The sequence below is a fragment of the Natronolimnohabitans innermongolicus JCM 12255 genome, assembly GCF_000337215.1.
Lineage (GTDB): Archaea > Halobacteriota > Halobacteria > Halobacteriales > Natrialbaceae > Natronolimnohabitans > Natronolimnohabitans innermongolicus.
Genome location: NZ_AOHZ01000041.1, coordinates 60,082 through 84,159, shown reverse-complemented (window position 1 = coordinate 84,159; position 24,078 = coordinate 60,082). Strand labels below are relative to the sequence as shown.

Annotated in this window: 29 protein-coding genes and 1 tRNA gene; 12 read left to right on the top strand and 18 right to left on the bottom strand. The window is 65.5% G+C overall.

The features are described 5' to 3' along the window. Positions 1–83: 83 nt before the first annotated feature. The gene (locus C493_RS08095; RefSeq protein WP_007258945.1) at positions 84–479 is read right to left on the bottom strand and encodes an SPW repeat domain-containing protein; all 396 of its coding nucleotides are present in this window, start codon (positions 477–479) and stop codon (positions 84–86) included. A gap of 189 nt (positions 480–668) precedes the next feature. Here C493_RS08095 and C493_RS08090 point away from each other — a divergent pair, with 189 nt between their 5' ends. The 3 genes from C493_RS08090 (at position 669) to C493_RS23795 (ending at position 2,697) form a co-directional block, all read left to right on the top strand. Beyond that, on the top strand, positions 669–1,124 hold the full coding sequence (locus tag C493_RS08090; protein ID WP_007258944.1) for a response regulator: 456 nt from the start codon (positions 669–671) through the stop codon (positions 1,122–1,124). Between the two features lie 427 nt (positions 1,125–1,551). Then, a complete protein-coding gene (locus tag C493_RS08080) occupies positions 1,552–1,782 on the top strand; it encodes a hypothetical protein (RefSeq protein WP_007258942.1) in 231 nt (76 codons plus the stop codon). Positions 1,783–2,214: 432 nt separating this feature from the next. After that, the gene (locus C493_RS23795) at positions 2,215–2,697 is read left to right on the top strand and encodes a hypothetical protein (protein WP_241430887.1); all 483 of its coding nucleotides are present in this window, start codon (positions 2,215–2,217) and stop codon (positions 2,695–2,697) included. A gap of 289 nt (positions 2,698–2,986) precedes the next feature. Here C493_RS23795 and C493_RS08070 read toward each other — a convergent pair. After that, positions 2,987–3,161: transfer RNA gene (locus C493_RS08070), tRNA-Trp, on the bottom strand. A 51-nt stretch (positions 3,162–3,212) separates the two neighbouring features. After that, positions 3,213–4,142 carry a DUF5794 domain-containing protein gene (locus C493_RS08065; RefSeq protein WP_007258940.1) on the bottom strand — a complete coding sequence of 310 codons (930 nt, stop codon included), beginning with the start codon at positions 4,140–4,142 and terminating at the stop codon, positions 3,213–3,215. Positions 4,143–4,603: 461 nt separating this feature from the next. On the opposite strand from C493_RS08065, the gene guaB reads away from it, so the two are divergent. Then, positions 4,604–6,106: an IMP dehydrogenase gene (gene guaB, locus C493_RS08060; protein ID WP_007258939.1), complete on the top strand. Its 1,503-nt coding sequence runs from the start codon at positions 4,604–4,606 to the stop codon at positions 6,104–6,106. A 131-nt stretch (positions 6,107–6,237) separates the two neighbouring features. On the opposite strand, the gene cmk is transcribed toward guaB, so the two are convergent. Continuing rightward, on the bottom strand, positions 6,238–6,849 hold the full coding sequence (gene cmk, locus C493_RS08055) for a (d)CMP kinase (protein ID WP_007258938.1): 612 nt from the start codon (positions 6,847–6,849) through the stop codon (positions 6,238–6,240). Positions 6,850–7,001: 152 nt separating this feature from the next. Then, a complete protein-coding gene (locus C493_RS08050; RefSeq protein ID WP_007258937.1) occupies positions 7,002–7,505 on the bottom strand; it encodes a cupin domain-containing protein in 504 nt (167 codons plus the stop codon). Between the two features lie 127 nt (positions 7,506–7,632). Here C493_RS08050 and C493_RS08045 point away from each other — a divergent pair, with 127 nt between their 5' ends. Continuing rightward, positions 7,633–8,124 (top strand): hypothetical protein, encoded by a 492-nt coding sequence (locus C493_RS08045; protein WP_007258936.1) that lies wholly within the window; start codon positions 7,633–7,635, stop codon positions 8,122–8,124. Between the two features lie 138 nt (positions 8,125–8,262). Here the strand turns inward: C493_RS08045 and C493_RS08040 are convergent, their stop codons facing one another. Both C493_RS08040 and C493_RS08035 read right to left on the bottom strand, forming a co-directional pair. Beyond that, positions 8,263–9,981, bottom strand: coding sequence for a YcaO-like family protein (locus C493_RS08040; RefSeq protein WP_007258935.1), 1,719 nt, complete (start codon positions 9,979–9,981; stop codon positions 8,263–8,265). 86 nt (positions 9,982–10,067) lie between these two features. Further along, a complete protein-coding gene (locus C493_RS08035; RefSeq protein WP_007258934.1) occupies positions 10,068–11,276 on the bottom strand; it encodes an SPFH domain-containing protein in 1,209 nt (402 codons plus the stop codon). 189 nt (positions 11,277–11,465) lie between these two features. Here C493_RS08035 and C493_RS08030 point away from each other — a divergent pair, with 189 nt between their 5' ends. After that, on the top strand, positions 11,466–11,675 hold the full coding sequence (locus C493_RS08030; RefSeq protein ID WP_049889221.1) for a hypothetical protein: 210 nt from the start codon (positions 11,466–11,468) through the stop codon (positions 11,673–11,675). Positions 11,676–11,741: 66 nt separating this feature from the next. On the opposite strand, the gene C493_RS08025 is transcribed toward C493_RS08030, so the two are convergent. The 6 genes from C493_RS08025 to C493_RS08005 form a co-directional block, all read right to left on the bottom strand. Beyond that, complete coding sequence (locus C493_RS08025) at positions 11,742–12,218, bottom strand: RNA-binding protein (protein WP_007258932.1); 477 nt, start codon at positions 12,216–12,218, stop codon at positions 11,742–11,744. 90 nt (positions 12,219–12,308) lie between these two features. Then, positions 12,309–12,506 carry a hypothetical protein gene (locus C493_RS08020; RefSeq protein WP_007258931.1) on the bottom strand — a complete coding sequence of 66 codons (198 nt, stop codon included), beginning with the start codon at positions 12,504–12,506 and terminating at the stop codon, positions 12,309–12,311. A 55-nt stretch (positions 12,507–12,561) separates the two neighbouring features. After that, positions 12,562–12,912, bottom strand: a complete 351-nt coding sequence (locus C493_RS08015) for a hypothetical protein (RefSeq protein WP_007258930.1) — start codon at positions 12,910–12,912, stop codon at positions 12,562–12,564. Then, entirely contained in the window at positions 12,909–13,718 is an 810-nt protein-coding gene (locus C493_RS08010) for a succinylglutamate desuccinylase/aspartoacylase family protein (protein WP_007258929.1), read from the bottom strand. The genes C493_RS08015 and C493_RS08010 overlap by 4 nt, the downstream gene beginning before the upstream one ends. A gap of 256 nt (positions 13,719–13,974) precedes the next feature. Then, complete coding sequence (locus C493_RS23380) at positions 13,975–14,148, bottom strand: hypothetical protein (protein WP_007258928.1); 174 nt, start codon at positions 14,146–14,148, stop codon at positions 13,975–13,977. Positions 14,149–14,228: 80 nt separating this feature from the next. After that, positions 14,229–14,915: a type 1 glutamine amidotransferase domain-containing protein gene (locus C493_RS08005; protein ID WP_007258927.1), complete on the bottom strand. Its 687-nt coding sequence runs from the start codon at positions 14,913–14,915 to the stop codon at positions 14,229–14,231. Between the two features lie 147 nt (positions 14,916–15,062). On the opposite strand from C493_RS08005, the gene C493_RS08000 reads away from it, so the two are divergent. Further along, complete coding sequence (locus tag C493_RS08000) at positions 15,063–15,542, top strand: Hsp20/alpha crystallin family protein (protein WP_007258926.1); 480 nt, start codon at positions 15,063–15,065, stop codon at positions 15,540–15,542. 23 nt (positions 15,543–15,565) lie between these two features. On the opposite strand, the gene C493_RS07995 is transcribed toward C493_RS08000, so the two are convergent. Then, positions 15,566–16,579, bottom strand: a complete 1,014-nt coding sequence (locus tag C493_RS07995; protein ID WP_007258925.1) for a DHH family phosphoesterase — start codon at positions 16,577–16,579, stop codon at positions 15,566–15,568. A gap of 226 nt (positions 16,580–16,805) precedes the next feature. Here C493_RS07995 and C493_RS07990 point away from each other — a divergent pair, with 226 nt between their 5' ends. After that, positions 16,806–17,990 (top strand): thiolase domain-containing protein, encoded by a 1,185-nt coding sequence (locus tag C493_RS07990; RefSeq protein ID WP_007258924.1) that lies wholly within the window; start codon positions 16,806–16,808, stop codon positions 17,988–17,990. Then, on the top strand, positions 17,990–19,411 hold the full coding sequence (locus C493_RS07985; RefSeq protein ID WP_007258923.1) for a zinc ribbon domain-containing protein: 1,422 nt from the start codon (positions 17,990–17,992) through the stop codon (positions 19,409–19,411). Before C493_RS07990 ends, C493_RS07985 begins: the two co-directional genes overlap by 1 nt. 250 nt (positions 19,412–19,661) lie before the next feature. Here C493_RS07985 and C493_RS07980 read toward each other — a convergent pair whose 3' ends face one another. Next, positions 19,662–20,660 carry an ornithine cyclodeaminase family protein gene (locus C493_RS07980; RefSeq protein WP_007258922.1) on the bottom strand — a complete coding sequence of 333 codons (999 nt, stop codon included), beginning with the start codon at positions 20,658–20,660 and terminating at the stop codon, positions 19,662–19,664. A 76-nt stretch (positions 20,661–20,736) separates the two neighbouring features. Continuing rightward, positions 20,737–20,952, bottom strand: a complete 216-nt coding sequence (locus C493_RS07975; RefSeq protein WP_007258921.1) for a hypothetical protein — start codon at positions 20,950–20,952, stop codon at positions 20,737–20,739. Positions 20,953–21,390: 438 nt separating this feature from the next. On the opposite strand from C493_RS07975, the gene C493_RS07970 reads away from it, so the two are divergent. Further along, a complete protein-coding gene (locus C493_RS07970) occupies positions 21,391–22,047 on the top strand; it encodes a metal-dependent hydrolase (protein WP_007258920.1) in 657 nt (218 codons plus the stop codon). A gap of 44 nt (positions 22,048–22,091) precedes the next feature. On the opposite strand, the gene C493_RS07965 is transcribed toward C493_RS07970, so the two are convergent. Continuing rightward, the gene (locus C493_RS07965) at positions 22,092–22,292 is read right to left on the bottom strand and encodes a DUF7835 family putative zinc beta-ribbon protein (protein WP_007258919.1); all 201 of its coding nucleotides are present in this window, start codon (positions 22,290–22,292) and stop codon (positions 22,092–22,094) included. Between the two features lie 246 nt (positions 22,293–22,538). Here C493_RS07965 and C493_RS07960 point away from each other — a divergent pair, with 246 nt between their 5' ends. Both C493_RS07960 and C493_RS07955 read left to right on the top strand, forming a co-directional pair. Further along, positions 22,539–22,889, top strand: coding sequence for an ArsR/SmtB family transcription factor (locus C493_RS07960; protein ID WP_007258918.1), 351 nt, complete (start codon positions 22,539–22,541; stop codon positions 22,887–22,889). A gap of 140 nt (positions 22,890–23,029) precedes the next feature. Then, positions 23,030–23,275, top strand: a complete 246-nt coding sequence (locus C493_RS07955; protein WP_049889249.1) for a DUF7521 family protein — start codon at positions 23,030–23,032, stop codon at positions 23,273–23,275. On the opposite strand, the gene C493_RS07950 is transcribed toward C493_RS07955, so the two are convergent. Further along, positions 23,272–24,024, bottom strand: a complete 753-nt coding sequence (locus tag C493_RS07950) for a competence/damage-inducible protein A (protein ID WP_007258916.1) — start codon at positions 24,022–24,024, stop codon at positions 23,272–23,274. The two genes, C493_RS07955 and C493_RS07950, sit on opposite strands and share 4 nt — an antisense overlap. Positions 24,025–24,078: the final 54 nt, after the last annotated feature.

Sequence of the window (24,078 nt, the reverse complement as noted above, 5' to 3'; positions counted from 1 at the left end):
TGGAATCAACTCGGTGAGGCGGGAAAAGGACACCGGTCACCTGCACCGATCGACGGCGATTCGGGCGGGTTCGAGCGGTTCGATCACGCTCGAGTCGCCGTCGACTGCGTTAGCTGCCAGCTTCCGTAGACGCTGCCGGCGGCCAGCACCGCGACGAGGAGTCCGGCGATGACGTTGCTCCAGAGTAACAGGTCGCTACCGGCCGCGAGGACGAACGGCGCGGCGGCAATCCAGATGCCGAGTACGGCGACGAGCACGGGGACGGCGACGGCGGGCAGTGGACCGCCGTCGGGCCAGGCAGCCGCGAACGCCCCGCCGGCGGCGATCGCCGCACCGACCAGGAAGTTGTTGAGGATGATCGTGCCGTGTCCGGTTAGTACGACGCCCGACCAGAGAACCCACACGCCGAGCGCGGCGGCGAGCCCGGCCGTTCGAACCGGGATCGGCGAGCCGTCAGTCGTCGATCGTGTCTCGCTCATACCGCGGGCTACGCTCCCAAACGCACTAAATCTGGGCCCCGCATTGTGCTATCGGTCGACAGCGGTCGCACGACCGAGATGTCGCCTCGCCGCCGGGCTCGGAGTCTGCGAAAAGCTTACTATCGCCAACTTGTGTGCCAGCATCGGGCGAATCCACGTCGTTTTGTCGAAGCGAGACGTAGCGGACGCATGACGCACGAATCGGAGGGGCTCGACGACGTGATCGACATCCTCCTCGTCGAGCCGAACCCCGGCGACTGCCGGCTCTTTACCGAGAGCTTCGCGGACGCGAATCTCCTGAACACCGTCCACACCGTCACCGACGGTGCGGCCGCGCTGGACTTCGTTCACCAACGCGACCCATACGCCGACGCGCCGCGGCCCGACCTCATCCTCCTCGAGCCACAGCTCCCCGATACCGACGGTGACAGCATCCTCTCCGAACTCGAGGGCGAGCCCGAACTGAGCGAGATCCCCGTCGCCGTGTTAACAAGTTCGACAGTCGGAACGAAAATCGTCAAATCTCACGGCCTCGACGCGGAGTTTTACGTCGAAAAGCCGGTCGAACGCGAGGATTTCATCTCGTTCGTCGACGCCGTCGAGGAGTTCTGGTTCGCGATCGTCCGCGATCCGGCTGAGAGCTGACCCCCTGTTCGTGGTCAGTCGTCTTCCACTGCCGGTAGCGTTACGCTGAACATCGTTCCCGCTTCCGCCTCGGAGTCGACGCTAATCTCGCCGCCGGCAGACTCACTCAGCGAGTCTGCCGAGCACGAGCTCGCTTCGCTCGCTCGAACGCCGTGGCGCTCGACGATCCGTCGATGCCATGCGCGATGAACTCCGCAGCGTCGTCCTCGAGCAGCGAATCGAGATCGGCGGTCTCGAGAGCGCTTTCGAACCGAAATCGATCGCTGATCGACCATTATATATCACGATACTGAGTGAATGGTCTATTGTTGTGATGGTCCATGGGAGACTCTGGTTCGGCAGTATGGCTCCCTCACACGTTCGGGTATGCACACCATCCATCAGCAGTGCGACACTGTTTTTGGTGTCCAGCCCCTCGGTTCGAGTAATGACCTCCCCGAACCCGGACAGCCGTCCCTCCGACCGGTCCAAGACGCGACTGTACTGCTACGAGTGCGGCCACGAAAGCCACATTAGCGGTGACTGGTGTCACCGACGCACCGACGACGGCGTCACCTACGATTGTCCCGACTGTGGAACGACGATCACGACGCGCCCAGCATCGGACGCTCGAGACCGACCCGCGACCGGCAGTCGGTGTTACGGCCTCGGCGACTGAATCCGTCGGCGACTCGCGTGTCGGTCACGCCGGCCCGGAATTGACCGACTGCTCGGTCGCGTCGTTTTACCGTCGTCGAACGAACCGACCGCGTTCGATTTCGACTGCCGGATATTTCTGCAACTACTCGCAGATTTATTACTGTTTATCTCGTGTATCGGAACGGACTCGCTTCCAGATCCACCCCACCCGGCGAGTCCACCCCACCACGTAGCTCGCACGTCGTGCCGTGCCGGGCTCCCCCACCCCCGGTACGGCCGTCGCGTGATTTTCGACTCGAACTTCGGCGGCGGCGTTCTCGAGACCCGCTCCAGAGCGACCGACGGCTCGAGACGAGCGACCGACGAGTCAGTAATGTCCACTTACGAACAACTCACCCAGCACACTAGTAACCATCACCGTTTTATCAGTACAAAATAGCGTGCTAGTGGGATGGCAATCAGTAGAAGAACGGTGATGAAACTCGGGGCGGGGATCGGAGTAACAATCGTCGCAGGCTGTTTGGACGAGGATACGACGAGTTCTGATGGTGGATCGGCAACCACCGAACAGAACGGCGATGAGTCCGACTGTTACACGGAAACGAACACGGAAACGGAGCGAATCACAGACGAGACGGAATCGGTCAGCGCCGGTGCGGATTGGGTTTTCCACAGCGACCTCGAGGAAGGCGACGTCGTCACCGTCGAGGCACGGCAGATCGGTGGAGAGGCACGACCCGCATTGGAGGTCGAAGACCCCTACGGAACCCTCACCGTGGATAGTGGTCCGTCGGAAATGATCTCCCGCGAAATCGAAACGAGACACGACGGCCGATACTATTTCAGATTCCATAACGAGGCACTCGTCAACTCCGGACTGTGGGACGTGCGTATCGACGTCGAAGTCGAGTACGAAAATGAGGTCTGCGAGTAGAATTCGAACCCGTCGGTTGTGACACCGGCGTCCAATTTGCATCGTACTCGAGGACAGCCTCTCTCGGGAGTCGCAACTAACGGCCGTGGGTATCGACGGTGTGGTGTACTCGACAAGCTGTGGACCGAGTGGTAGTGTGAAGTCACCAATCTGTGCATCTCCCTACTACGTACTACGGGTGCAATGAGGGCCGGAAAGATTTGAACCTCAATCGCAGCTAAACTGGTCCCTGATTCAAATCTTCTTCGTCCAACACTCACCACTCACGACGTTGTTCGCGGTGAGGAAATGGGGTCGGAGGGATTTGAACCCCCGATCGACTGATATCTCCGGTGCGCCTCGGAACTCCAGAGGGTCATCACACGGACACTGATCAGGTGTCCGATCAGTATATCAGTCTGGAGTGTCGTCCCGGGCGCGTTGCCTCTGGAGTCAGTCGCCATGCCGGGCTTGGCCACGACCCCTCGAGTCTCAGTTGGTGGATCCTGCCTAAAGTGGTTTCGATTCCAGACGACTCAGAGCCACGGGGCGCGACCCTCGGTGTCCGTCGAATCGTCGCCCGGATACGGTTCCGGTTCGGGTTCGTCGGCGATGGCTTCCTCGAGTTCCTCGAGTGCGATGTCGACATCGGTGTCCGAATCGGCGTCGCCGCCGTCGGTGATCGGATCCGGCCCGGGTGCGGGCCCGTCGTCGCTCGCGGCCGAATCGCTCGAGTCGCCGTCGAGCGAGACGTCGAGCGCGAAGACGCCGGCAACGATCAGGGCCGCAAGCGGGGCCTGTCCGAAGGCCATCCCGAGCAGGGACAGCGGGAGCAGGCCGAGCGCGACCGCGCTGCCGAAGCGGAAGCGGTCGATGTCCATGTACATGCGCAGGTACGGTCCACCGAGCGCGATCGAGAGCGCGAAGGCGACGCCGATGGCCGCCGCGAGGGTGGCGTTGGCGACCAGCGACGGATCCGCCATGATGACGAACTCGGCGCCGGCGGGTTCGAGGCTGGCAACGAGCCCCAGGCCGATGATGACCATCGGGTTGGGGAGGTACTCGCCGATCGTCGCGCTGGCGGTCTTGGCCGCGATGGCGGCGATGACCAGCGCCGCGAAGCGTTCGAAGATGTCGATGTTGATGACGCTCTCGATCGCCGGTGCCAGCGCGGCCTGGACGGCCGATAGCACGATCAGCGGGATGCCAACGAGCAAGACGATCGCGGCCTGCTCGCGGGGCGTGCCGCTCATCTCCGCGAGGATGACAGCGACGGTGGCGCTGCCGCCGAAGATCAACAGTCCGACCTGAATCGCGCCGAGCGGGTCGTCTAACGCGCCCGCGAGGATGAGCGCGGGGAAGACGCCGTCGATCAGGGGCAACATCATCACCAGCGCGAGCAGTCTGGTGTCACCGCCGACGATCCGCTCGAGGCTGAGGGCAACCGGGTGTCGTGACGTACTCATCGGTCAGGGCTGGTGGCCATGACCCGAGGCCGGTGGGCAATAGGGTGGACGATCCCGTACCTGGTAGGACGACCAGCACATGGGATTGCGGCCTCGCGCTGTTGGTTTCAGTGTAAATTTCCCGAACTGGAAATTGGCGGCGTCAGCGTCGACGCTCGTCAGGCCAGCGGTTCGGGATGCACTGAAACTTGCAGCGATCATACCCGAACCGACGACCGGGTTCTCAATAAACGTTGTGTGGGAATTCGTTGCACGACGTCTCGAGTTAGCGACACTAGAGCGCAGATACGGGCGTCTATGTACAGGGTTGTAGGCGGTGGTACCAGTCGGTACTGCCGTTCGACGCGAACTCGAGGCTCAGACTCGAGCGTAACGAGCGCTCCCGCCCTGGAGCGGCGCGTCACCCCGTCACAACTGCCCCAACTCGCAACGTTTTTCCCCAGCGGGGCCGGACGGTTTACATGGCGAACGACGTTCCAGAGCACGAGCCCTATTCTGCGAAACTCGACGTACCGGAAGCGCTAACGTTCGACGACGTCCTCCTGCGACCCAAGGAGAGTCGCGTCGAACCCGACGATGCCGACCTCACCTCGAACGTCTCGAAGAACGTCGAGGTTTCCGTGCCGATCCTCTCGGCGGCGATGGACACCGTCACCGAGAGCGACATGGCCATCGCGATGGCCCGTCACGGCGGCCTCGGCGTCCTCCACCGGAACATGAACATCGACCAGATGGTCGAGGAGATCCAGCGCGTCAAAAGCGCCGACGAGCTCATCATCCCCCGTGACGAGGTCGTCACGGCCGACCCCGAGATGTCCGTCCGCGAGATCGACGACCTGATGGCTCGCGAGGGCGTCGGCGGCGCCCCCGTCGTCAACACGGGCGGCGAAGTGCTCGGCATCATCTCGAGTACGGACATCCGCCCGCACCTCGAGGTCAACGAGGACGACCCCGTCACGGAGGCGATGACCGACGAGGTCATCACGGCCCACGAGGACGTCGACGCTCGCGACGCGTTCGACCTGATGTACGAACACAAGATCGAGCGCGTCCCGGTCGTCGACGACGAGAACCTCCTCGTGGGACTGGTCACGATGCAGGGCATTCTCCAGCGCCGCGAGTACAAGGAGGCCGTCCGCGACGAGGATGGCCGCCTCCAGATGGGCGTCGCCGTCAGTCCCTTCGAGCGAGAGCGCGCCGAGGCCGCGGACGAGGCGGGTGCAGACGTCCTCTTTATCGACACCGCTCACGCGCACAACCTGAACGTTATCGACGGCGCCCGCGAGATCAAAGAGAGCGTCGACGCCGACGTCGTCGTCGGCAACGTCGGCACCCGGGAAGCGGCCGAGGATCTGGTCGACTTCGCGGACGGTATCAAGGTGGGTATCGGCCCGGGATCGATCTGTACGACGCGCGTCGTCTCGGGCTCCGGGATGCCCCAGATCACCGCGGTCGCACAGGTCGCTGACGTCGCCAGCGAACACGACGTGCCCGTCATCGCCGACGGCGGTATCCGATACTCCGGCGACGCGATCAAGGCCGTCGCCGCGGGCGCGGACGCGGTCATGCTCGGCTCGTACTTCGCCGGTACCGACGAGGCCCCCGGCCGCGTCGTCACGATGAACGGCAAGAAGTACAAACAGTACCGCGGGATGGGTTCGGTCGGCGCGATGAAATCGGGCGACAGCGACCGATACCTCAAGGACGAGCCCGACGAGGACGACGAGTACGTTCCCGAAGGCGTCGAGGCGGCGACGCCGTACAAGGGCTCGCTGAAGTCCGAGCTCCACCAGCTCGCGGGCGGGATGCAGTCCGGCATGGGCTACGTCGGCGCCGAGACGATCCCCGCGTTCAAAGAGCGCAGCGAGTTCGTCCGCGTCTCCTCGGCCGGCCAGGCCGAGAGCCACGCCCACGACGTCGTGATCACCGACGAGGCGCCGAACTACTCGCCCGACGGCGACTGATCGACCGGCGATTCACGATTCACGATTCACGATTCACGATCTACGATCGCCGTCTCTCGAGCTTTCTCCACGGTCGGATTCCCCCTCCGACCGACTGTCGAACGACGTGCTAGCGATCGACCGGCGCCCGCCTAGGGATTCATCTCGGGCGTCGAGAAGGCGCCCTCGTCGACGTCGGCGTCGTACTCCTCGAGTGCGGTTCGGACGATCTGGAAGACGCCCTGTTTGCTCCAGCGGGCGGTGTTGATGTGAAGGTCGTAGAACGTCCGGTCGCCGATATCGATCTCGTAGTAGGATTCGTAGCGGCCGGCCTCGCTGACCTCGCGGACGCGCATCTCGGCTTCGGTTTCGACGCGGTCCTCGATCCGCTCAAGGCGGACGTCTTCGGGGGCGTCGAGCCAGATCCGAAGGTCCGCTCGGTCGCCGGCGAGCCAGCCCGCGAGCCGGGACTCGAGGATGAACGGCTTGTTGGCCATGCCCCACTTCTCGGCGATCTGCTGGAGGCGCTGGTCTAACGCGCGGTCGATCTCGTCGGAGGACTCGGCCTCCGCGGTCAGCTGATTGAGGCTCATGTCCCTGTCCTCGGCGAGTTCGCGGAAGATGTCGCCGCCGGAAACGTACGGACAGCCCATCGCGTCGCTGAGTTGTTCACAGAGCGTCGTCGCGCCACAGCCCGGAGGCCCGGAGACGGTGATGAACAGTGTGGTGTCGATCTCGACCGTCGTCGTCGCTCCCGTTACCATGAGCGATAGCTCGGTGTTCTCCGTGAAAAGCAGTCCGACTGTCGTTCGTCTGTACGCGTTCTACAGCGTCGGGACACCGCGACCAGGAATCGAGAGTCGGGACACCGCGACCAGGAATCGAGAGTCGGGACGCTGCTCTCGAGACTCGAGGCTCAGCCGACCACGAACGAGTTCCCACACTCCGAACAGGTCATCCGAAAGTCCCCGTCGGCGGTGAGTTCGAGACCGTGACCGGTTTCGGCTTCGCACTCGCGGCAGTACTGGAGCGACTCGATCTGATCCCAGTCGTGCTGGGAGTCGGGCGCGCCGAACGCGAAGCCGGCGACTGTCTCCTCGGCGTCGTCGTCGTTATACCCGTGTTGAAACTCGCCCGGCGCGAACCGAATCACGTCACCGGCACCGACCGTGATCGTCTCCGTCTCGTCGTCCGCCGATTCGCGAACGTCGAAGGTCGCCGTTCCCTCCTGAACGTAGAACACCTCCTCCTGATCGTGGTGGGTGTGGAGCCCGCCGGAGAACGACTCCCCTGGCTCGAGTTCGAAGTAGTTCATCGCGAAGTCGGTGAACCCGAGGGCCTTCGAGACTGGCCGTCTGATCGTGTGAACGTCCATCGGGTTGGTTTCGGTCTCGACGTCGTCGATCGTGACTTTCTCCATAGCTGTACATCGGTCTTCCGTGGTATAAAATGACGTGGAAACTGTCTACAGTTCCCATCCATCGGTCGCCGAGTCGGCCGAGCCGCGAAGAGTAACGCCTACGTTCGTTCGCTTCCGAGGTTCGATCGTGAACCGCCGCACGGTACTCGGTCTCGCCGGAACCTCCGTCGCCGCCTCCCTCGCGGGCTGTCTGGACGGCGTCCGCGAGCATTTCGGACTGCAGGGCGTGATCCCGGTCGAGATCCACAACGAGGGCGAGCAATCGCACAACGTTCAACTCCGGGCCGTCGAACGGGGGTCGAGCCGAGATAGCTACGAACAGAGCTTCACTGTTACGCCCGACGAGACCGTCGGGCCTCCCCATCTGGACGAAACCGAACAGAGCCTTCGCGTCGCGATCATCGAAGACGACGAGCTGGCGAACGTACAGACGGCCGATATAACCCCGGACACCTCGCTCGTCACGATCAGACTCTACGACGACGATTTCGTGATCGAAGTCCGGCGCGACGAGGGCGAAGACGTCGTCGAAGAGGGTAACGAATCCGACGAGCCGGATAACCAGACCGACGCCGAAAACGGCGACGAGAACGACGAAACGAACTCGAGCGACGACTGACGGATCCAATTCGGATCCGAATACGGGCCGTCGACCATCAGTTCGGCGTCGACGGACCGATAGCCCCCTCGTGGATTCGGCGATCGATTGCTCTTGTCCGCCTCAGCGAGACGCTTCCGCGCTCAGCGTCGAGAGCCGTCAGGGATAGGGATGATACGCCCGCTCGAGGGCCGGCTCGAAGCCGAGCTCGTCGGGGACCGTCGTCGCCCGCTCGCCGAAGAACGGCTCGCCGGTAAACAGCGGCTGGGCGCCGGGAACGACGACGCGCACCGCTTCGAATCCGATCTGTGCGACGTCTCGAGTCGTCACCCGCGCGGCGTACGGGACCAATCCTGCATCAGTCGTCCGCGAGACCACTTCATCGAGGGCGTCCCACCCCGACGGCGGGTCGGTCGGCCCGACGTTGTCGGCCGGCACGGTCTGGTCGACATCGACGAACGACCGCGCCGCGGCCGGGAACGACGCGTACTCGCCGATCTCGCCGGAGGCGTTGGCCGACTCCTCCGGGCCGAGATTTCGCAGTTCCATCCAGTTTTGCAGCGCCTCCTCGAGCGCCGAGCGCGCGGCCGCGGTGGCGTCGAGCCCCGCCGCGGAGCCGACGGCGAACGCCGGCCAGTCGTCCCCGTTCGGTTCGTCTTCACCCGCAAACGCGTCCGGATCCCGATGCACCGCGACGGCGACGACGGGAACGTCGACGTCCTGCGTGACGAGCAGCGGCGTCACCGACAGCCCCTCACTTCCGGCTCGTCGCTCGAGGACGGCGAACGCCTCGTCGTCGACGGCCAGCCCGAGCGGGTCGAACGACGAGTACCAGGCGAGCATCGTCGCGTCGCGCTCGAGAACCTCCGTCAATCCGGACAGCAGGGCGTCGACGGTCGACGAGCCGAGTCCGAGCCCGGTCGTGATCGCCGGCACGAGACGGTCGCCGGGCTGGGGGAACTGAACGGCCGCCGCCGGCAGGTGCACCTCGTCGCCGGTCGCGAGATTCTCGCCCGGAACCCAGCGGTACGCTTCGCTCGGGTCGTAGTCGGCCGCGTCGTCGGGTCGGACGAGGTCCGTCGGCGCGACCGCGTCCGCGAGGTCNCAGTAGCGCTCGAGGCCTTCGCCGACGGCTTTCATCAGCGCCGCGTTCCAGTCGTCGGCGACGCCGGCGGCCTGCGTCGGTGCGCTGGCGTCGGAAAAGCTCGCGGTGTTCGTCGTCGTCGCGAGGTAGTACGGCGCCGGGAACGACTCGATTTCGCCGATGCTCGTCACGACGCCGACGCGGTCGTCGATGGCCGCCTCGGCGTGCTCGACGGCCGCGTCGAGGTCGAGCGAGTCGTCGTCGCGCTCGAGCGTTCGGTCGCGCTCGCCGTCGGCGCAGTCGCAGCCGGGGACGGGCAGGAACCGCCGCCGCTGGTGTGGCAACTCGACCGTGTGGCCGATCACCGATCGCTCGTCGCCGGAGAGCACGCGAACGCACTCTCGGCCGGCGAGCGCGCCGGCCAGCCGCGCCGCGCTGCGGTCGCCCGCGGCGTTCTCGGCCGCATCCCCCTCCTCGAGGTTGGCGTGGACGCGCCGGCGCAGACACTCGAAACAGCCCGTCGACGGGGCGAATCCCGACACTGCGGCGTCGACGCCCTCGAGCGGGTGGCCGCCGGCGCCGCCGATCTCGACGGCGATCCACGGCGTCCCACCCTCGCGGGCCGTCTCGTTCGCGCGCTGGAAGACCGGCGTGCCGGCGACGCCGCTGACGACGGCGAAACGGGCGTCCGCGAGGTCGTCGGCCGTTGCGTCCCTGACGGTGACGTCGACGTCTCCGAGGGCGGCGACGACCGCTTCCCGAACGGGGTCGTCACCGACGACGTGTACGTGCATACGAAATCACTCGCAGGCGAGTGGCAAAAGCGCCGCGCTCGCTGACGGCGAGCGACGGCGGGGAAGCGATCGAGTCAGGTCGGCGTTCAGCGGCCGTCGCGGGCGGCGTCACCGTCACCGCTCCCGTCGGCGTCGGTGTCAGTGTCGGTTCCACCGTCCGTATCGGCGTCTCGCTGTCTGGCCTCCGAAACGTCGACCGTATCGCCCGTCTGTGCCGGCATATCCTCGCCCTCCTGGATCGCCTGGGCCTCCTGTTCCATCGCCTCGACGTCCATCTCGATGTCCTCGATCTCGCCGAGGATCTCGGAGATGTCGTCCAGCCCGATCAGTTCGCGGGTCTCCTCGTCGAACTCGAGGCTCTCGAGTTGGTCGCCGTCTTCTTTGACGTCGCTGCCCGAGAGGTGCTTGCCGTAGCGACCCACCATCGAGGTGAGCTCCTGGGGCATGACGAACGTCGTCGACTCGCTCTGGCCGATCTCCGCCAGCGCCTCCATTCCCTGGTCGATGATCGCGCGTTCGCCCATCGATTCGGCCGACCGCGCTCGCAGCACGGTCGAAATCGAGTCACCCTGGGCCTCGAGGATCTGGCTTTGCTTTTCACCCTGGGCGCGGATGATCTCACTCTGTTTGTCACCTTCGGCCTTCTCGACGGCGCTGCGGCGTTCACCCTGGGCCTCGAGAATCATCGCGCGGCGCTTTCGCTCGGCGGAGGTCTGTTGCTCCATGGCGCCCTTGACGTCCCTCGAGGGCGTGACTTCACGAACCTCGACGGATTCGACGCGGATTCCCCACTCGTCGGTGGGTTCGTCGAGTTCGGTCCGAATGCGCTCGTTGATCATCTCCCGACGGCTGAGCGTGTCGTCGAGTTCCATATCCCCGATAACTGCGCGCAGGGTCGTCTGGGCGAGATTCGAGACGGCCCGCTCGTAGTTGTCGACCTGCAAGAATGCGCGTTTGGCGTCCATCACCCGGATATAGACGACCGCGTCGGCGGTCACGGGCGAGTTGTCCCGCGTGATCGCCTCCTGACTCGGCACGTCGAGCGTCTGCGTTCGCATATCGAACGTGTAGACCCGCGAGACGAACGGCGGGACGATGTTCAGCCCCGGCTCGAGGAGCTTGCGATACTCTCCGAAGACGGTGAGCGCGCCCCTGTCGTAGGCGTCGACGATCTCGACCATCGACCAGACGGTCGCGACGACGACGGCCACGAGCAGTGCGCCGACGAGCAACAGCGGGTCGTCGGCCTGCAGCGGAACGGGCGCAGGCGCGAACCCGAGCGCAGATTGTGTCATTATTTGACAAAGGGCCTCGAGGCGAATAACGTTTGTCCCGACGCGCCCGCGAAACGGTGGATTTCGCGGACATCGCTGCCCCTTCTCGAGGTCGAGAGCCGACCCGCACTGACGCGACGGAGACTCCATTCCGACCCGACACCTGCAGGCCCCCACTGTTTGCCGGTGGCGCCCCTCGTATCGGGCGTCATGGCTTCCACGCGTGCTCAATCCGACCGGACGACCCTCTTGAAAAACGCCAGCGTCGTTACGACCGCGCTCGACGGCGTCATGGAACTCGCGAAAGGACGTCGAAAGAGCGGCCTACTGCTGCTCGGCGCGGCCGCCGTCTCGTCGCGTGTCCCCGGCTTCGGGACGGCGACGTCGATGCTGCTTCGGGTGTACCGACGCCTTCGATAATCGCTCCGTGTCGCCGGTCGTCCGCGAACGTGGACGACGGTAGAATCGATCCGATTCGACTCGAGTCTAGGGCTCCTCGTCGCGCAGTCGCTCGAGGACCTCCTCGGCGTTCTCGACGGCCTGTTCTTTCTTGGCGGGGTAGGCTTCGACCTTCCCGCGGAAGGTAATCCCCTCGCCGAGGCGGACGTCGCCCTCGAAGGCCGCCTGCTTGTCGAGTCGCAAGAAGAGCTCGGTGTTCTCGGTGACGCGGTCGTCGAGTTCGTCGATCAACGTGTCGAACGACTCGAGGTCAGCGAGTCGCGAGAGGACGTGGCGAACGTCGTCGGCGTTTTCGACGCGAGCCGAGAGGACGAGGATGCGGTCGCCGTAGTGGCCCTCGCTTTCGGTGCGCTCGATCTCGAAGGGCTCGTCCTCGTGTTCGTCTGCGTCCTTGGTCTCGCCGCCGGGGAGAAAGGTTCGCAGCGCCTGCTCGACGCGTTTCTCGTCTTCGGTGGCGTAACAGAACGTGCGTAAATCGACGTAGTGAAGCGGAATCTGTGGCATGCTGCGAACTCGGAACCTGATCGTATCGGGGTGGTTGTGTTTCGGCGGTGATCGTGTCGACTCGTCGTCGAATCCGATCGAGCCGTGACGTTACTCTTCGTCCTCGTCTTCGTCGGCTTCTTCGAGGGCGTCCTCGGGAACGCCGGCCTCCTGCCCGTCCTCGAAGCTGATGGTGTAGGTGACGTCGCCGAACATCGACTCCATCGTCTGGGTGATCGTGCCGGTCTCGCCGTCGAACTCGCTGTGCTCGTCGTGCAGGACGACGCGATCGTCTTCCTCGAAGCTCATACCCCGTTCTTCCCCGCCGTTGCGTAAAAATGGACTGATTCAGGTCGCCTCGCCGTCACAGGCTCGAGCGATCGTCGGTACGGGCGATCCATCGCTCGTATCCGTAGCCGACGATCACCGAGACGCCGTAGCTACCCGCGAGAAACGGCGCCCAGTAGAGCCAGAACTCGAAGCGGGGGGCGACGGCGTTGCCGATCGCCGTTCCGATTCCGAACAGCAGGTAGCCCGGCAGCGCGAGCGGCGAGAACAGCGCGGCGTCGTACCAGCCCAGCGCGAACGGGACGACCAGCAGGGCGAACGTCGCGGCCGTCGCCGGACCCGTCGCGGCGCGACGCAACGAGTCGGGCAGCCCCGGCCAGCCGCGGAGCGTCGAATCGTCTTCCGCGAGGAGATTGTCGCGGCTCACGCCGACTCACCGGCCTCGAGCAGCCCGTGGAGCGAAAGGACGTGGGCGGTCGCCAGCCGCGTCATCTCGACTTTCGTCTCGCGGTCGAGCAGGAATTCGGTCGTCTCGAAGAGGTAGCCGTCGGCGCCGAGTTCCCGCGCAGCGTGCTGGAAGAGCAACGGCCCGGAGGCGTTCGACTCGAGGGACGTAAACCGGTGAAACGGCAGGTACCACGGAACGGCGTCGTCGTCGAGGCGGTCCGCGAGCGCCTCGCCGTCCGCGCCCGGTGAGTGAAAGACCGCCTGCCCGACGTACTCCTGGTGGAGGCCGAGAATGCCGAGCGAGCGGTGGAGGTCGAGGACGACGTCGGGATCGTGCCGTTCGACGGCGTCCCAGACGCCGCGAGCGAGGGCGCTCCGGGGCTCCTCGTCGGCCGGAAAGTGACGGTTCAGATCGCCGTCGACGCCCTCCCGCTCGTCGTTCTCGACGGCGACGCGATCGGTCTCCGGAACGACGACGAGCGTCCCGGCGTCCGGGTACCACTCCGTGACCTCGTGGGCGACGTCGATCCCGCTCCGTTCGTCACCGTGGACGCCGCCGAAGATCATCGCCGTGGGCCCGTCGCTCGGCGCGTCGATCGCGTACAGCGTCGTCTCGTGGTCGGTATCGGCCAGGAGCCGTTCCGTCGTCGTACTGGCCTCGCCCCCGTCGCCGGGGTCGCGGGCCGCGGCCAGTAGTCGGTCGTTTCCCGTCGGGTCGCTCACGACGCCCGTCGTCGCCGCCCCGACCAGAACGCCGCCGGTCGCCAGAAGCGTACGCCGTCGCATCGAACGGGGAAACGACGCGCTCGTTCATGCCCTTTCTCATCGACGCCTCGCGTCGAACTGAACTGCGATCGTACTCACTGATACGGATTACTGTACCGATGTGCCGGCGCAACCGCCATGCGGGTCGCTGTTGCGCCGGAACTGACGGACAGTAAACCGTATGAAAGACGCTGACATTCGATCGACGGAGGGAATCGTGATCGGGATGTAACTCGTCTCAGTGGCTCCGATAACGAGTCGAGACGGCTCGACGAAACTACCGCTCGTTCTCGAGCGCGACGACGGTGTCGGACATGAGCCAGGCGTCGTCGTTGGCGGCGTCTTCGATGCTGAGCGCGAAGAACGATTCGCGGCCGTCGTCGACCGTAATTCGGTAGCTACGGCTCTCTAACTGCGCTTGTGCGGACGGATTCGATTCAGCAGGGACCACGTGTGTTCTCGGGAATCACCGCGTATAACGGACTCGGTCGACGGGCGCTACACTTGCTGAGTGACGCGTGCTATCACCCGTCAGTCGTCGACACCCAGCTCGTCGAGCAGCGTCTCGGCGGCGGCGCTCGAGGACTCGGGGCCGCGGGCGGTGATCAGGTCGCCGTCGACGGTGACGCTGGTGTCGGCCTCGAGTTCGGCGTCCCAGTTGCCGCCGGCCACCTGCACCTCGTCTTCGACCCAGTAGGGCAGTTTGCGGCCGGTCGGCATGACGTCGTTTTCGTCGACGATGTCCTCTTCCCACTCGTTGGGGAAGCCGGTGACGTCGCGGCCGTTGACGATGAACGCGCCGTCGCTGTCGCGGGCGAACGCGAGGATGCCGACGGCGTGACAGACGACCAGCGCCGTCCCGTCCTCGCCCTCGACGGCGTCTCGGAGGAGTCGCCGCGCGTCGTGGTCCTGATTGACGTCCCACTCGGTGCCGTGACCGCCGGGGAAGACGACGGCGTCGTAGGCCTCGGCGTCGGCCCGCGCGGTCGGGATCGGATCGTTCAGCCGCTCGTCGTTCTCGTGGACCTCCCGGACGCGCTCGGCGGTTTCCTCGCCGACTTCGTCGGGATCGGCCGACGTCTCGTCGAGTTCCGGCGGTCCGCCCGACGGCGTCGCAACCGTGATCTCGACGCCCGCGTCCGAGAGCGTCTCGAGCGGTTCGACGCACTCCTCTCCCCAGTAGCCTTCCTCGCTGACGACGAACAGTGCAGAAGTCATGTTCGGCCCTAGGGTGAGGAGCCTAAAAACGGCCAGCCCATCCCTCGATTCTGCCGCAACCGTCGGAAGCGACATATTCATTCCACCGACCCTCACTCGCATCGAGAGTGGGTTTTTTCGCCGTCGATCCCGTAGCTGTGCGAGAGTATGTCATCCAGCAACGACCCTCGCGACGGTATCGAGGATGCTCTCGAGCGCCTGGGCCGACACCTCGAGCGCGTCGCTCGCACCTCCGAGTCAGCGCTCGAAGAGCGCGGCCATCTCGACCTCTCGGCGAGCGGCGCGGCGACGCGACTCGATCTGGCCGACCGCGGCGACGAGTTCGTGGTGACGGTCGACGTCCCCGGTTACGAACCCGACGACCTGGATATTAGACTCGAGAGGGAGACGCTTCGGATCGTCGGGGAGCGCGACCGGGACGTGGCGACGCAGACGAACGATCCGGAGGACTCGGGAGCGACGTATCTCCGTCGCGAGCGCGAGACGCAGTCGTTCAGTCGGAGCGTCGGCATCCCCGCGCCGGTCGACGCAGACGAGGTGACGGCGACGCTTACGAACGGCGTCCTGACGGTTCGGCTCCCGACGGTGGAGTCGACGGACGGGGCACACTCGATCGATATCGACTGACCGTCGGGAGGTGACCCGTCGGCTCAGCGCTCGTCGTCGAGATTCATCGCGTCGAAGAACCGACGCGTGAGTCGCCCGCTGACGAACTCGAGGAGCGCGGCCTGATCCTCGTCGTCGTCGGTCGCGTCCGCGAAGAGTCCCAGTTCGATCCGGCCGCCGGCCATGTCGTGGTGGCCGCCGACGGCGCCGAGTTCGCCAAAGCCCTGCTGGAGCACCTCGCCGATCTGCACCCGCGGGTCGATCGATCGCGCGCTCAGTCTGATCGCGTCCTCGATGATGCCGTAGACGAGCACGGTGTCGACGCCCTCTAAGTTCAACAGGTAGTCCGCCGCCTGCGGGAGGGCGTCGGTCTCGGAGGTCTTGCCGACACTGGCGACCATCGACGAGCCGCGCCGTTCTCGCGTGGCGATCGCCCGCCCGATCGCGTCGAGCGTTCCCGGCGAGAACGCGCTACCGTACAGCTGTTCTAAGGTCTCGAGATCCGCCGCGGGGTAGACCGCGAGCGCCGCCTCGTACTCCCGTCGGGTCGGCTCGCGGACGAAATCGAGGCGCTCGCGGTGGAGTGCGAACAGTAGCGCCGAAGCCAGCCGCGTCGTCAGATCCGTCTCGAGGTCAGAGAGATACTCGACGAAAATTGTCGCGGTCGCGCCGAAGCGGGTTCGAATGTCCTCGAACGTCGCGCTGACCGGATCACCGGGATGGTGGTCGATGACGACGTCAGGCGTGACGCTCTCGGGAAGCTGCGTGTTCGATCCCGGCTGGGAGTGGTCGACGAACGCGACGCAGTCGTAGGCGTCGATATCCGTGTGCTCGACCGACTCGAGGGAAATTTCGAGCATGTTGACGAAGGCTCGATTCTGCTGGTGGGAGATGTCGCCGCCGTAGGCGATCGTCACCGACTCGACGTGCTGGTCTCTCGCGATCGCCTCGAGCGCGAGCGCGCTGGCGAGGCAGTCCGGATCGGGGTTGTCGTGACAGACGATCGCCAGCGATTCGGTCGTCTCGAGGACGGACGCCAGCTCTGCCGCACGGGCCATGGCAAACGGTACGGGAGCGAGGCGCTTGAACCCCGTGTCGAACCGCACGCTGCGAGAGGGTATCGCGTTCGGCCTCGAGGCGAAGCCGGCGGTCGACGTCCAAGAGCGTTCGAGAGACGATCGGATCGCCTACTGACTTTCCACAGTTTATCCCGCCGACCGTGCCGGGCTACAGCGTTCGCCTCGAGTGTACACTTATTTGACTTTGCAAATCGCAGTCAGTGGCATGCGAGATGCGTACCTCGTCGGCGCGGGACAGTCGGAGTACGGGGCCTTCCCCGAGGAGAGCTACCGGTCGCTGTTCCGCACGGCGTTCGAGGCGGCGACGGACAGCGTTCCCAGGGGGATCGAAGCGAGCGACGTCGACGAAGCGTTCATCGGGACGCTCGGCGTCGGCGGCCGACAGCTCGGCCTCTCCGGGCCGGCCGTGACCGAACACGTCGGACTGGGCGGCGTTCCCTGTACGCGGGTCGAAAACGCCTGCGCGGCCAGCGGCTTCGCGACCCGCCAGGCCGTCCAGGCCGTCAAATCGGGGATGGCCGACGTCGCCCTCGCGGGCGGCTTCGAGATCATGTCCGACATGAGTTCGGACGCGACGAAGTACTGGCTCGGCGTCTCCGGCGAGACCGAGTGGGAACGGCTCTCGGGCACCACGTTCTCGGGCGTCTACGCCCAGATGGCGAGCGTCCACATGGAGAAGTACGGCACCACGCGCGAACACCTCTCGCAGGTCGCCGTCAAGAACCACGCGAACGGGGCGAAAAACCCCCACGCGCAGTTGGGCTTCGAGTGCTCGCTCGAGGACGCCCAGTCGGCGCCCGTGGTCGCGGATCCGCTCAACCTCTATCACTGCTGTCCGACCTCCGACGGCGCGGCCTGCGCGCTGATCGTCAGCGAGGACGTCGTCGACGAGTACACGGACGACCCGATCAGAGTCGCGGGCGTCGGCGCCAGCAGCGACACCGTCGGACTCTTCCAGCGCGACAGCTACACCGGCGTGCCGGCGAGCCAGCGGGCGGGCGAACAGGCCTACGAGATGGCCGGCGTCGAGCCCGACGACCTCGACTTCGCGGAGGTACACGACTGCTTCGCCATCGCCGAACTGCTGGCCTACGAGGATCTCGGCTTCTGCGAGCAGGGCGAGGCCGGCGACCTCATCGACTCCGGCGCGACCGAACTCGGCGGCGACCTCCCCGTCAACACGTCGGGCGGGCTCAAATCCAAGGGCCACCCGATCGGCGCGACCGGCGCCGGACAGGTCGTCGAGGCGTTCAAACAGCTCTCGGGGAAGGCGGGCGACCGACAGGTCGAGAATCCGACCCGCGGGCTGACCCACAACGTCGGCGGAAGCGGCGGTGCGTCAGTGGTTCACATCTTCGAGAAGGACGCGGAAACGGAGGTGAGCGCGTAATGACTGCGATAACCGGCGTCGGCGCCTACGCACCGCGGTTTCGCATCACGTCCGAGGCGTTCGAGGAGGCCTGGGGGCAGTTCCAGGCCGCCGGCGTCAGCGAGAAGGCCGTCCCCGCGGCCGACGAGGACGCGCTGACGATGGGGTACGAGGCCGCGACGAAGGCCCTCGAGGCGGCCGACGTCGACCCCGCCGCGGTCGACTGGCTCGGGTTCGCCTCCTCGACCCCGCCCGAAGCCGAGGCGGACCTCACCGCTCGGCTGGGGGCGATGCTCGCCCTCGACGAAACCGCGACGCGACAGCTCTTTTCGGGCAGCACGCGCGCCGGAACTCGCGCGATCTGGGCCAGCGCGGACGCCCTCGAGTCGTCGGCGACGACCGCGCTCGTCGTCGCGGCCGACGCGCCGAAGGGCGACCCCGACGACGGCGTCGACCACGCCGCGGGCGCCGGCGCCGCCGCGTTCGTCGTCGAGCGCGACGGCCCCGCCGAGGTCGTCGACCGCGCCGAGTACGCCGTTCCCTATCCCGGTACCCGGTTTCGCAACGCCGGCGAGGCGGAGACGCAGGGGCTGGGCGTTACGCAGTACGACCGCGCCGCCTTCACCGAAACCATCGGCGGCGCCGTCGACGGCCTCGAGGCCGACCTCGAGCCCGAGGCGGCCGCGATTCAGGCCCCCGACGGGAAGCTCCCCTACCGCGCTGCGGGGGCGGCCGGCGTCGGTACCGACGAGATCCAGGCCGCCGCGACGGTCCACGACCTGGGCGATCTGGGCGCCGCGAGCGTTCCCGTCTCGCTGGCCAGCGCGCTCGCGGACGGCTACGAGTCGATCCTCGCGGTCTCTCACGGCGGCGGCGCCGGCGCAGACGCGCTCGCGATCGAGGCGGACGGCGAGGTGCCCGCCGAGACCGCCCTGGAGGGCGACGACCCGCTCTCGTACGCCGAGTACCTGCGCCAGCGCGGCGTCGTCACGACCGGCCCGCCGTCGGGCGGCGGCGCCTACGTGAGCGTCCCCTCCTGGCGGCGCTCGATCCCCCAGCGCTACAACCTGGAAGCGGGACGGTGCCCCGAGTGCGGCGCCCTCGAGTTCCCGCCCGCGGGCGCCTGCTCGAGTTGCGGCGCGCTCGAGGAATACGAGTCCGTCCGCCTCTCGGGCGAGGGCGAGATCGAGGCCGTCACGACCATCTCGCAGGGCGGCGCGCCGCCGGAGTTCGCCGAACAGCAGTCCCGCGCTGGCGACTACGCGGCGGCAATCGTCGCGCTCGAAGACGACGCGGGTGATACCGCGAGCATCGCCGCGATGGGCACCGACGCAGACCCCGACGACTTCGCGGTCGGGGATCGAATCGAGACGACGATCCGTCGCATCTACACGCAGGAGGGCGTGACGCGGTACGGCTTCAAGGTTCGCCCCGCGGCGTAGGCGGTCGTCGGCTCGAGTTCGATTGATCTATTTCTCTACTACGTACGCTGGGTCGATCTACGTGCGGTGGCGCGCGCTGTGCGACGGTGAGCCGCTGCGAACCGTCGCACGACCTTGTGCGAGGGATGAGCGAGCGCAGCGAGCGAATCGGCTGGGGAGGACGTGGAAATTCCCGTTGCCACGGTCGCACTGCGTTCCCGCCTCGACCGACGTCACCTAATTGAGGCGCCTCGAGTCGGGTTCGATAGCCCTAGTCCCCGGTCAGCGCCTCGCTCGCGGGCGCGAAGTCGATCGTCTGTCCGACGTCCTCGCGTTCGGCACGCTCGTAGAGCATGTACGCCGCGGCGACCGTCTCGATGCCCGTCCCGCCGCTGTCGAATAACGTGATCTCGTCGTCGCTCGTCCGACCCGGCGCTTCGTCCGCGACGATGTCGCCGAGTTCCGCGTGGATGTCGTCCTCCGTCATCGCGCCCTCCTCGAGCGCCTGCAGGAACTCCCCGGAGTCGAACGTCGCGCGGTCCCGCAGGTCGGGGACGTAGGTCGCCCGCTCGAGGGTCGTGGTGTCCACTTCGCGCGCATCCGGCGAGTACTGTCCCATCGCCGTGACGTGGGTCCCGGGCTCGAGGTCGTCGCCGTCGAACACCGGCTCGGTCGCGCGGGTGGCCGTGACCACGACGTCGGCACCCGAGACGGCCGCCGCGCTCGAGTCGACGGCGCGCACGTCTGCCTCGAGGGCGTCGTCGGCGTCGGCGGCGAACGACTCGCGGCTCTCGGGCGTCGGCGAATAGACCCGAACCTCGGCGAACTCGCGGACGGTCGCCGTCGCGCGGAGTTGGCCGCGAGCCTGCGCGCCGCTGCCGATGATCGCGAGCGTGTCGCTGTCCTCGCGGGCGAGTTCGTCGACGGCGACGGCGCCGGCGGCGCCGGTCTTGTGCGGGTTCATGCTCGCGCCATCGAGCAGGGCGAGGGGCGCGCCGCTGTCGGCGTCGAATAGCGGGGTCATGAACCACGCGTCGCCGGCACCGAAGCCGGCGCTGTACATGTAGCCGCCCATCGCGCCGGTGTCGGGGAGGACGGCGGCGTAGGTCGTGAGCATCCCCTCGGGGTCGGCGCGGAAGAACTTCGAGCGCGGCTGGGCGGGGGCGCCCTCGCCGCGCTGGCGGTAGCCGTCGCGGACGGCGTCGACGTAGTCTGCGGGCGATGCGAGGTCCGAGACGTCGTCACTCGAGCAAAACAGCGTGGCAGTCATAGAGAGAGCAGAAACGCGAGCGGGGATAAAACGCAGGGAGGCGGCAGACGAGACGGAGAGAGGTGTGTGACTGGAGTTAGTCGGCGTTCATCGGCGGACTCGAGGAACGGGGTTCCTCCGCGGAGTCTGCGGGCGCGTTGACGAACATCGCGTGGCCGATAATCGCCATCGCGACGAACGCGCCGACGGGAATCGCAGCCGTCAACGACAGTCCGACGACCGAAAGCGCAGCGGTGATTCCGAGCAGTGCGACTGGGATGAGGCCGAGAACAATGTCGTAATATCCAGTCATAATCTATTCTATAGTATGGGAAATAGGCATATAAGCGTTTCTCATACCTGGGTGATACTGGATCGATCTCTAATCCGTATTTGCTACGGTAGATTCTCATAACTTATGAGAGAATTATTCCACACTATTCCCCATAACATATTGTATGAGTGTGGAAAGAACTTACCAGTGGTAACGAACTCCCCTCGAGCGAAAACGCCACAGACCGCAGCAATGGACGTCCAGGCACCGGGTTTCGATTTAGCTCTCGAGACAGAATCGTAACGGACAACACGAGTCGGTCGATCGGGCCCGGAAACGCTATCTCGAGTTCGTGATAGCTTCGACGAGCCATCGGGTGTGAAAGGAGACGGTACGTGAACTGTAGCCCGTCGGTACGCTGGCCGTGCCAGACAAATGACGCGATTACTGAATACCGGTACTGTGTCACCCCCAATCATGCCATCTGTTCTCGTACACGTCGCCTTCGCCGGACTACTCGGGACGGCGCTACTGGGTGAGCGGTTCGACGGTCGGGCGATCGCCATCGTGATGGTTGCGTCCGCGAGCATCGACCTCGATACGCTGGTCGGCCTCGTTTTCCCCGGTGCCCATCGGGCGCTGTTTCACAACATCTGGATCGTTCTCATCCCTGCCGTCATCCTCTACTGGGACGTCACACGCCGCGAGACGTCGTTCGTCCTCGAGCGCTGGGGACCGTACGGCTATCGCGTCGCCTGGGTGACGCTGGTCACGGTTCTGTTCGCCCACATCCTGCTGGACGCCTTCTACAGCGGCGTGAACATCCTCTGGCCGCTACACGACCAGTTTTACGACCTCTCCGGAAAGCTGGTCCTTTCGACCGAGCGCGGAATCGTCCAGACGTTCGTCGAGTTCGACGCCGCCAGCGGGACGCTCGACGAGTCGACGGTGCGCGGCTCGACGGAGGAGACGTACTACTCGACCGGGTTCAACCCGACCCCAGGAGAGTCGTCGTCGGGCGCCGAGCGGACGTTCCCGGTGGCCGAAACGGGCGAACAACTCGTTCTCGTCGTCGCCAGCCTGGGTACCGTCGCGTACCGACTTCTCGAGACCGAGCGAGCCGACGACGAGTGAGAATTAGCAATCAAAACCAATCCGTCGGACCGCTGTCGCCTCGTTCACGCGTTGTTCATTCGCTTGCTGTCGCGATGACCGCAGCGGATGCACTCTCGAACGCGGTACGGTTCGCGGGAAAACTGCGCGGTATCTTCGTCGCCACCCTCGGTAACGAGCTGAATCGACACCTCGTGGAGCGTCTCGGTATCACAGACGTCACACTGTTCGGTCATCCCGTTTGATACGCCATTAGTCGTTGCCATACGTCTCCATTACATCCACCACTGATATATCGCCATCACTGGCTTCGTCGTTCGAGAAGACGTATAAATAGGTATTTTCAGAAACTGAAGTCACCCGCGAGCACCGGTGCGTATCCGGGTCCGTTCCCGCGTGCTCGGTACAACCGTCCATCTCGGCGACGAATTCGTGTTCGCTATGTATCAATTAAAAACTATTTCACCAGTACACGGAAAACCTTTAGCGATGACCTTCCAATTGAATCGTGTATGGACGACGAATCCTCCATCGAGGAGATTCTCAACACGATCGGGGACGAACACGCCCGTACCGTCCTCGCGTCGATCAGCCGCGAGCCAGGATCGGCAAAGGAGCTCGCGGAGCGACTCGATCTCTCTCAACCGACTATCTATCGCCGCCTCGAGGTGCTCGAAGGGAACGACCTCATCAAGACGCGGACGCTGGTCGCCGACGACGGGAACCACTACAAGGAGTACACGTGTAACTTCAACAGCACCGTCATCTCCCTCGAGGACGACGAGTACGACGTTCGAATCTTCCGCGAAGAGAATCTTCCCGACCGATTCACGCAGCTCTGGGACGAACTGGGTGCGAGGTAACGCGGGAACATGAGTCCGGATCTCGAGTGCAGATCGACGGGAGCCCGTTCCGAGCGTCGACGCGCCGACGAGAGCCGTCAGCCACTCGTTTGCGTTCGTCGGAGGTGTCGTCCGTGACCGAACTCGTCGACATTCTGCTCATGGTGATGCAGATGGCCGTCTTCGCCCTCTCGCTCGGCCTGACGCTCATCAGCTTCCAATCCTACCGTCAGCGGCCGTCGAAGCGCCTCGAGTCCGCGTTCATCGGCTTCGCCTTCCTGAGCATGGGCGTCGGCTTCACAACGATCACGTCGCAGCTCTCCGAGCCGTTGACGGTGTTTTACGTCGTCGAGACGATTCCGTTCATCGTCGGCTTCGGGATGCTCTATCTCTCCCTGTATCGCTAGCGTTGACTCGTCTCCGGCGGTTCGGTCGTCTCGACTCGCTCCTCGAGCCACGCGATCGCGTCGGCGACGGCGTCCACGTCCGTTCCGCGGACACGAATTCGACCAGGTCGGCGTTCGCTCCGCGGGTAGCTCCCGACGCTGACGTCGAACGCGTCGGTGACGCCCTCGAGGGCGGTGTGGAGCGATCCCTCCGGAGCGGGGGTGTAGATCGTTCGCGTGACGGCGTCCCCGCGGAACTCGTCGGCGACGCGGTCGAACATCGCCCGCATTTCGTCGGGGATTCCGGCGAAGACGTAGACGTTCTCCGCGACGCAGCCCGGCGCCCAGCTCTCGTCGGTGACGATCGGCGTCGCCCCCGCCGGAATCGCCGCCGTCGCGTCGAGGTCGATCTCGAGGTCGTACTCGTCGAGCAGTTCGGGGTTCTCGTCGCGAAACGCGGCGGCCTTCTCGAGCAGTCCCTCGCGAATTCCCTCGTGGACGATCAGGTCGCGGTCCAGGCCGTCGGCGACGCCCTCGACGCTCACGTCGTCGGGCGTGCCGCCGATGCCGCCCGTGACGATGACGGCGTCGAACGTTTCGTGCCACTCCGAGACGGTATCGGCGATCAACGCGCGGTCGTCGGGGATCGTCAGAACGCGTTCGACGCTGCTTCCGCGCTCGGTGATCCGTGACGCCAGCCACGAGGCGTTCGTGTTCGTCGTCGATCCGGCCAGTAACTCGTCACCGACGGTGACGATCGCGACGTGCATGGGCTCGATTCGGTCTCGAGGCAGTTAGTCGCGCCGTTCGCTCACGGTCGAAGC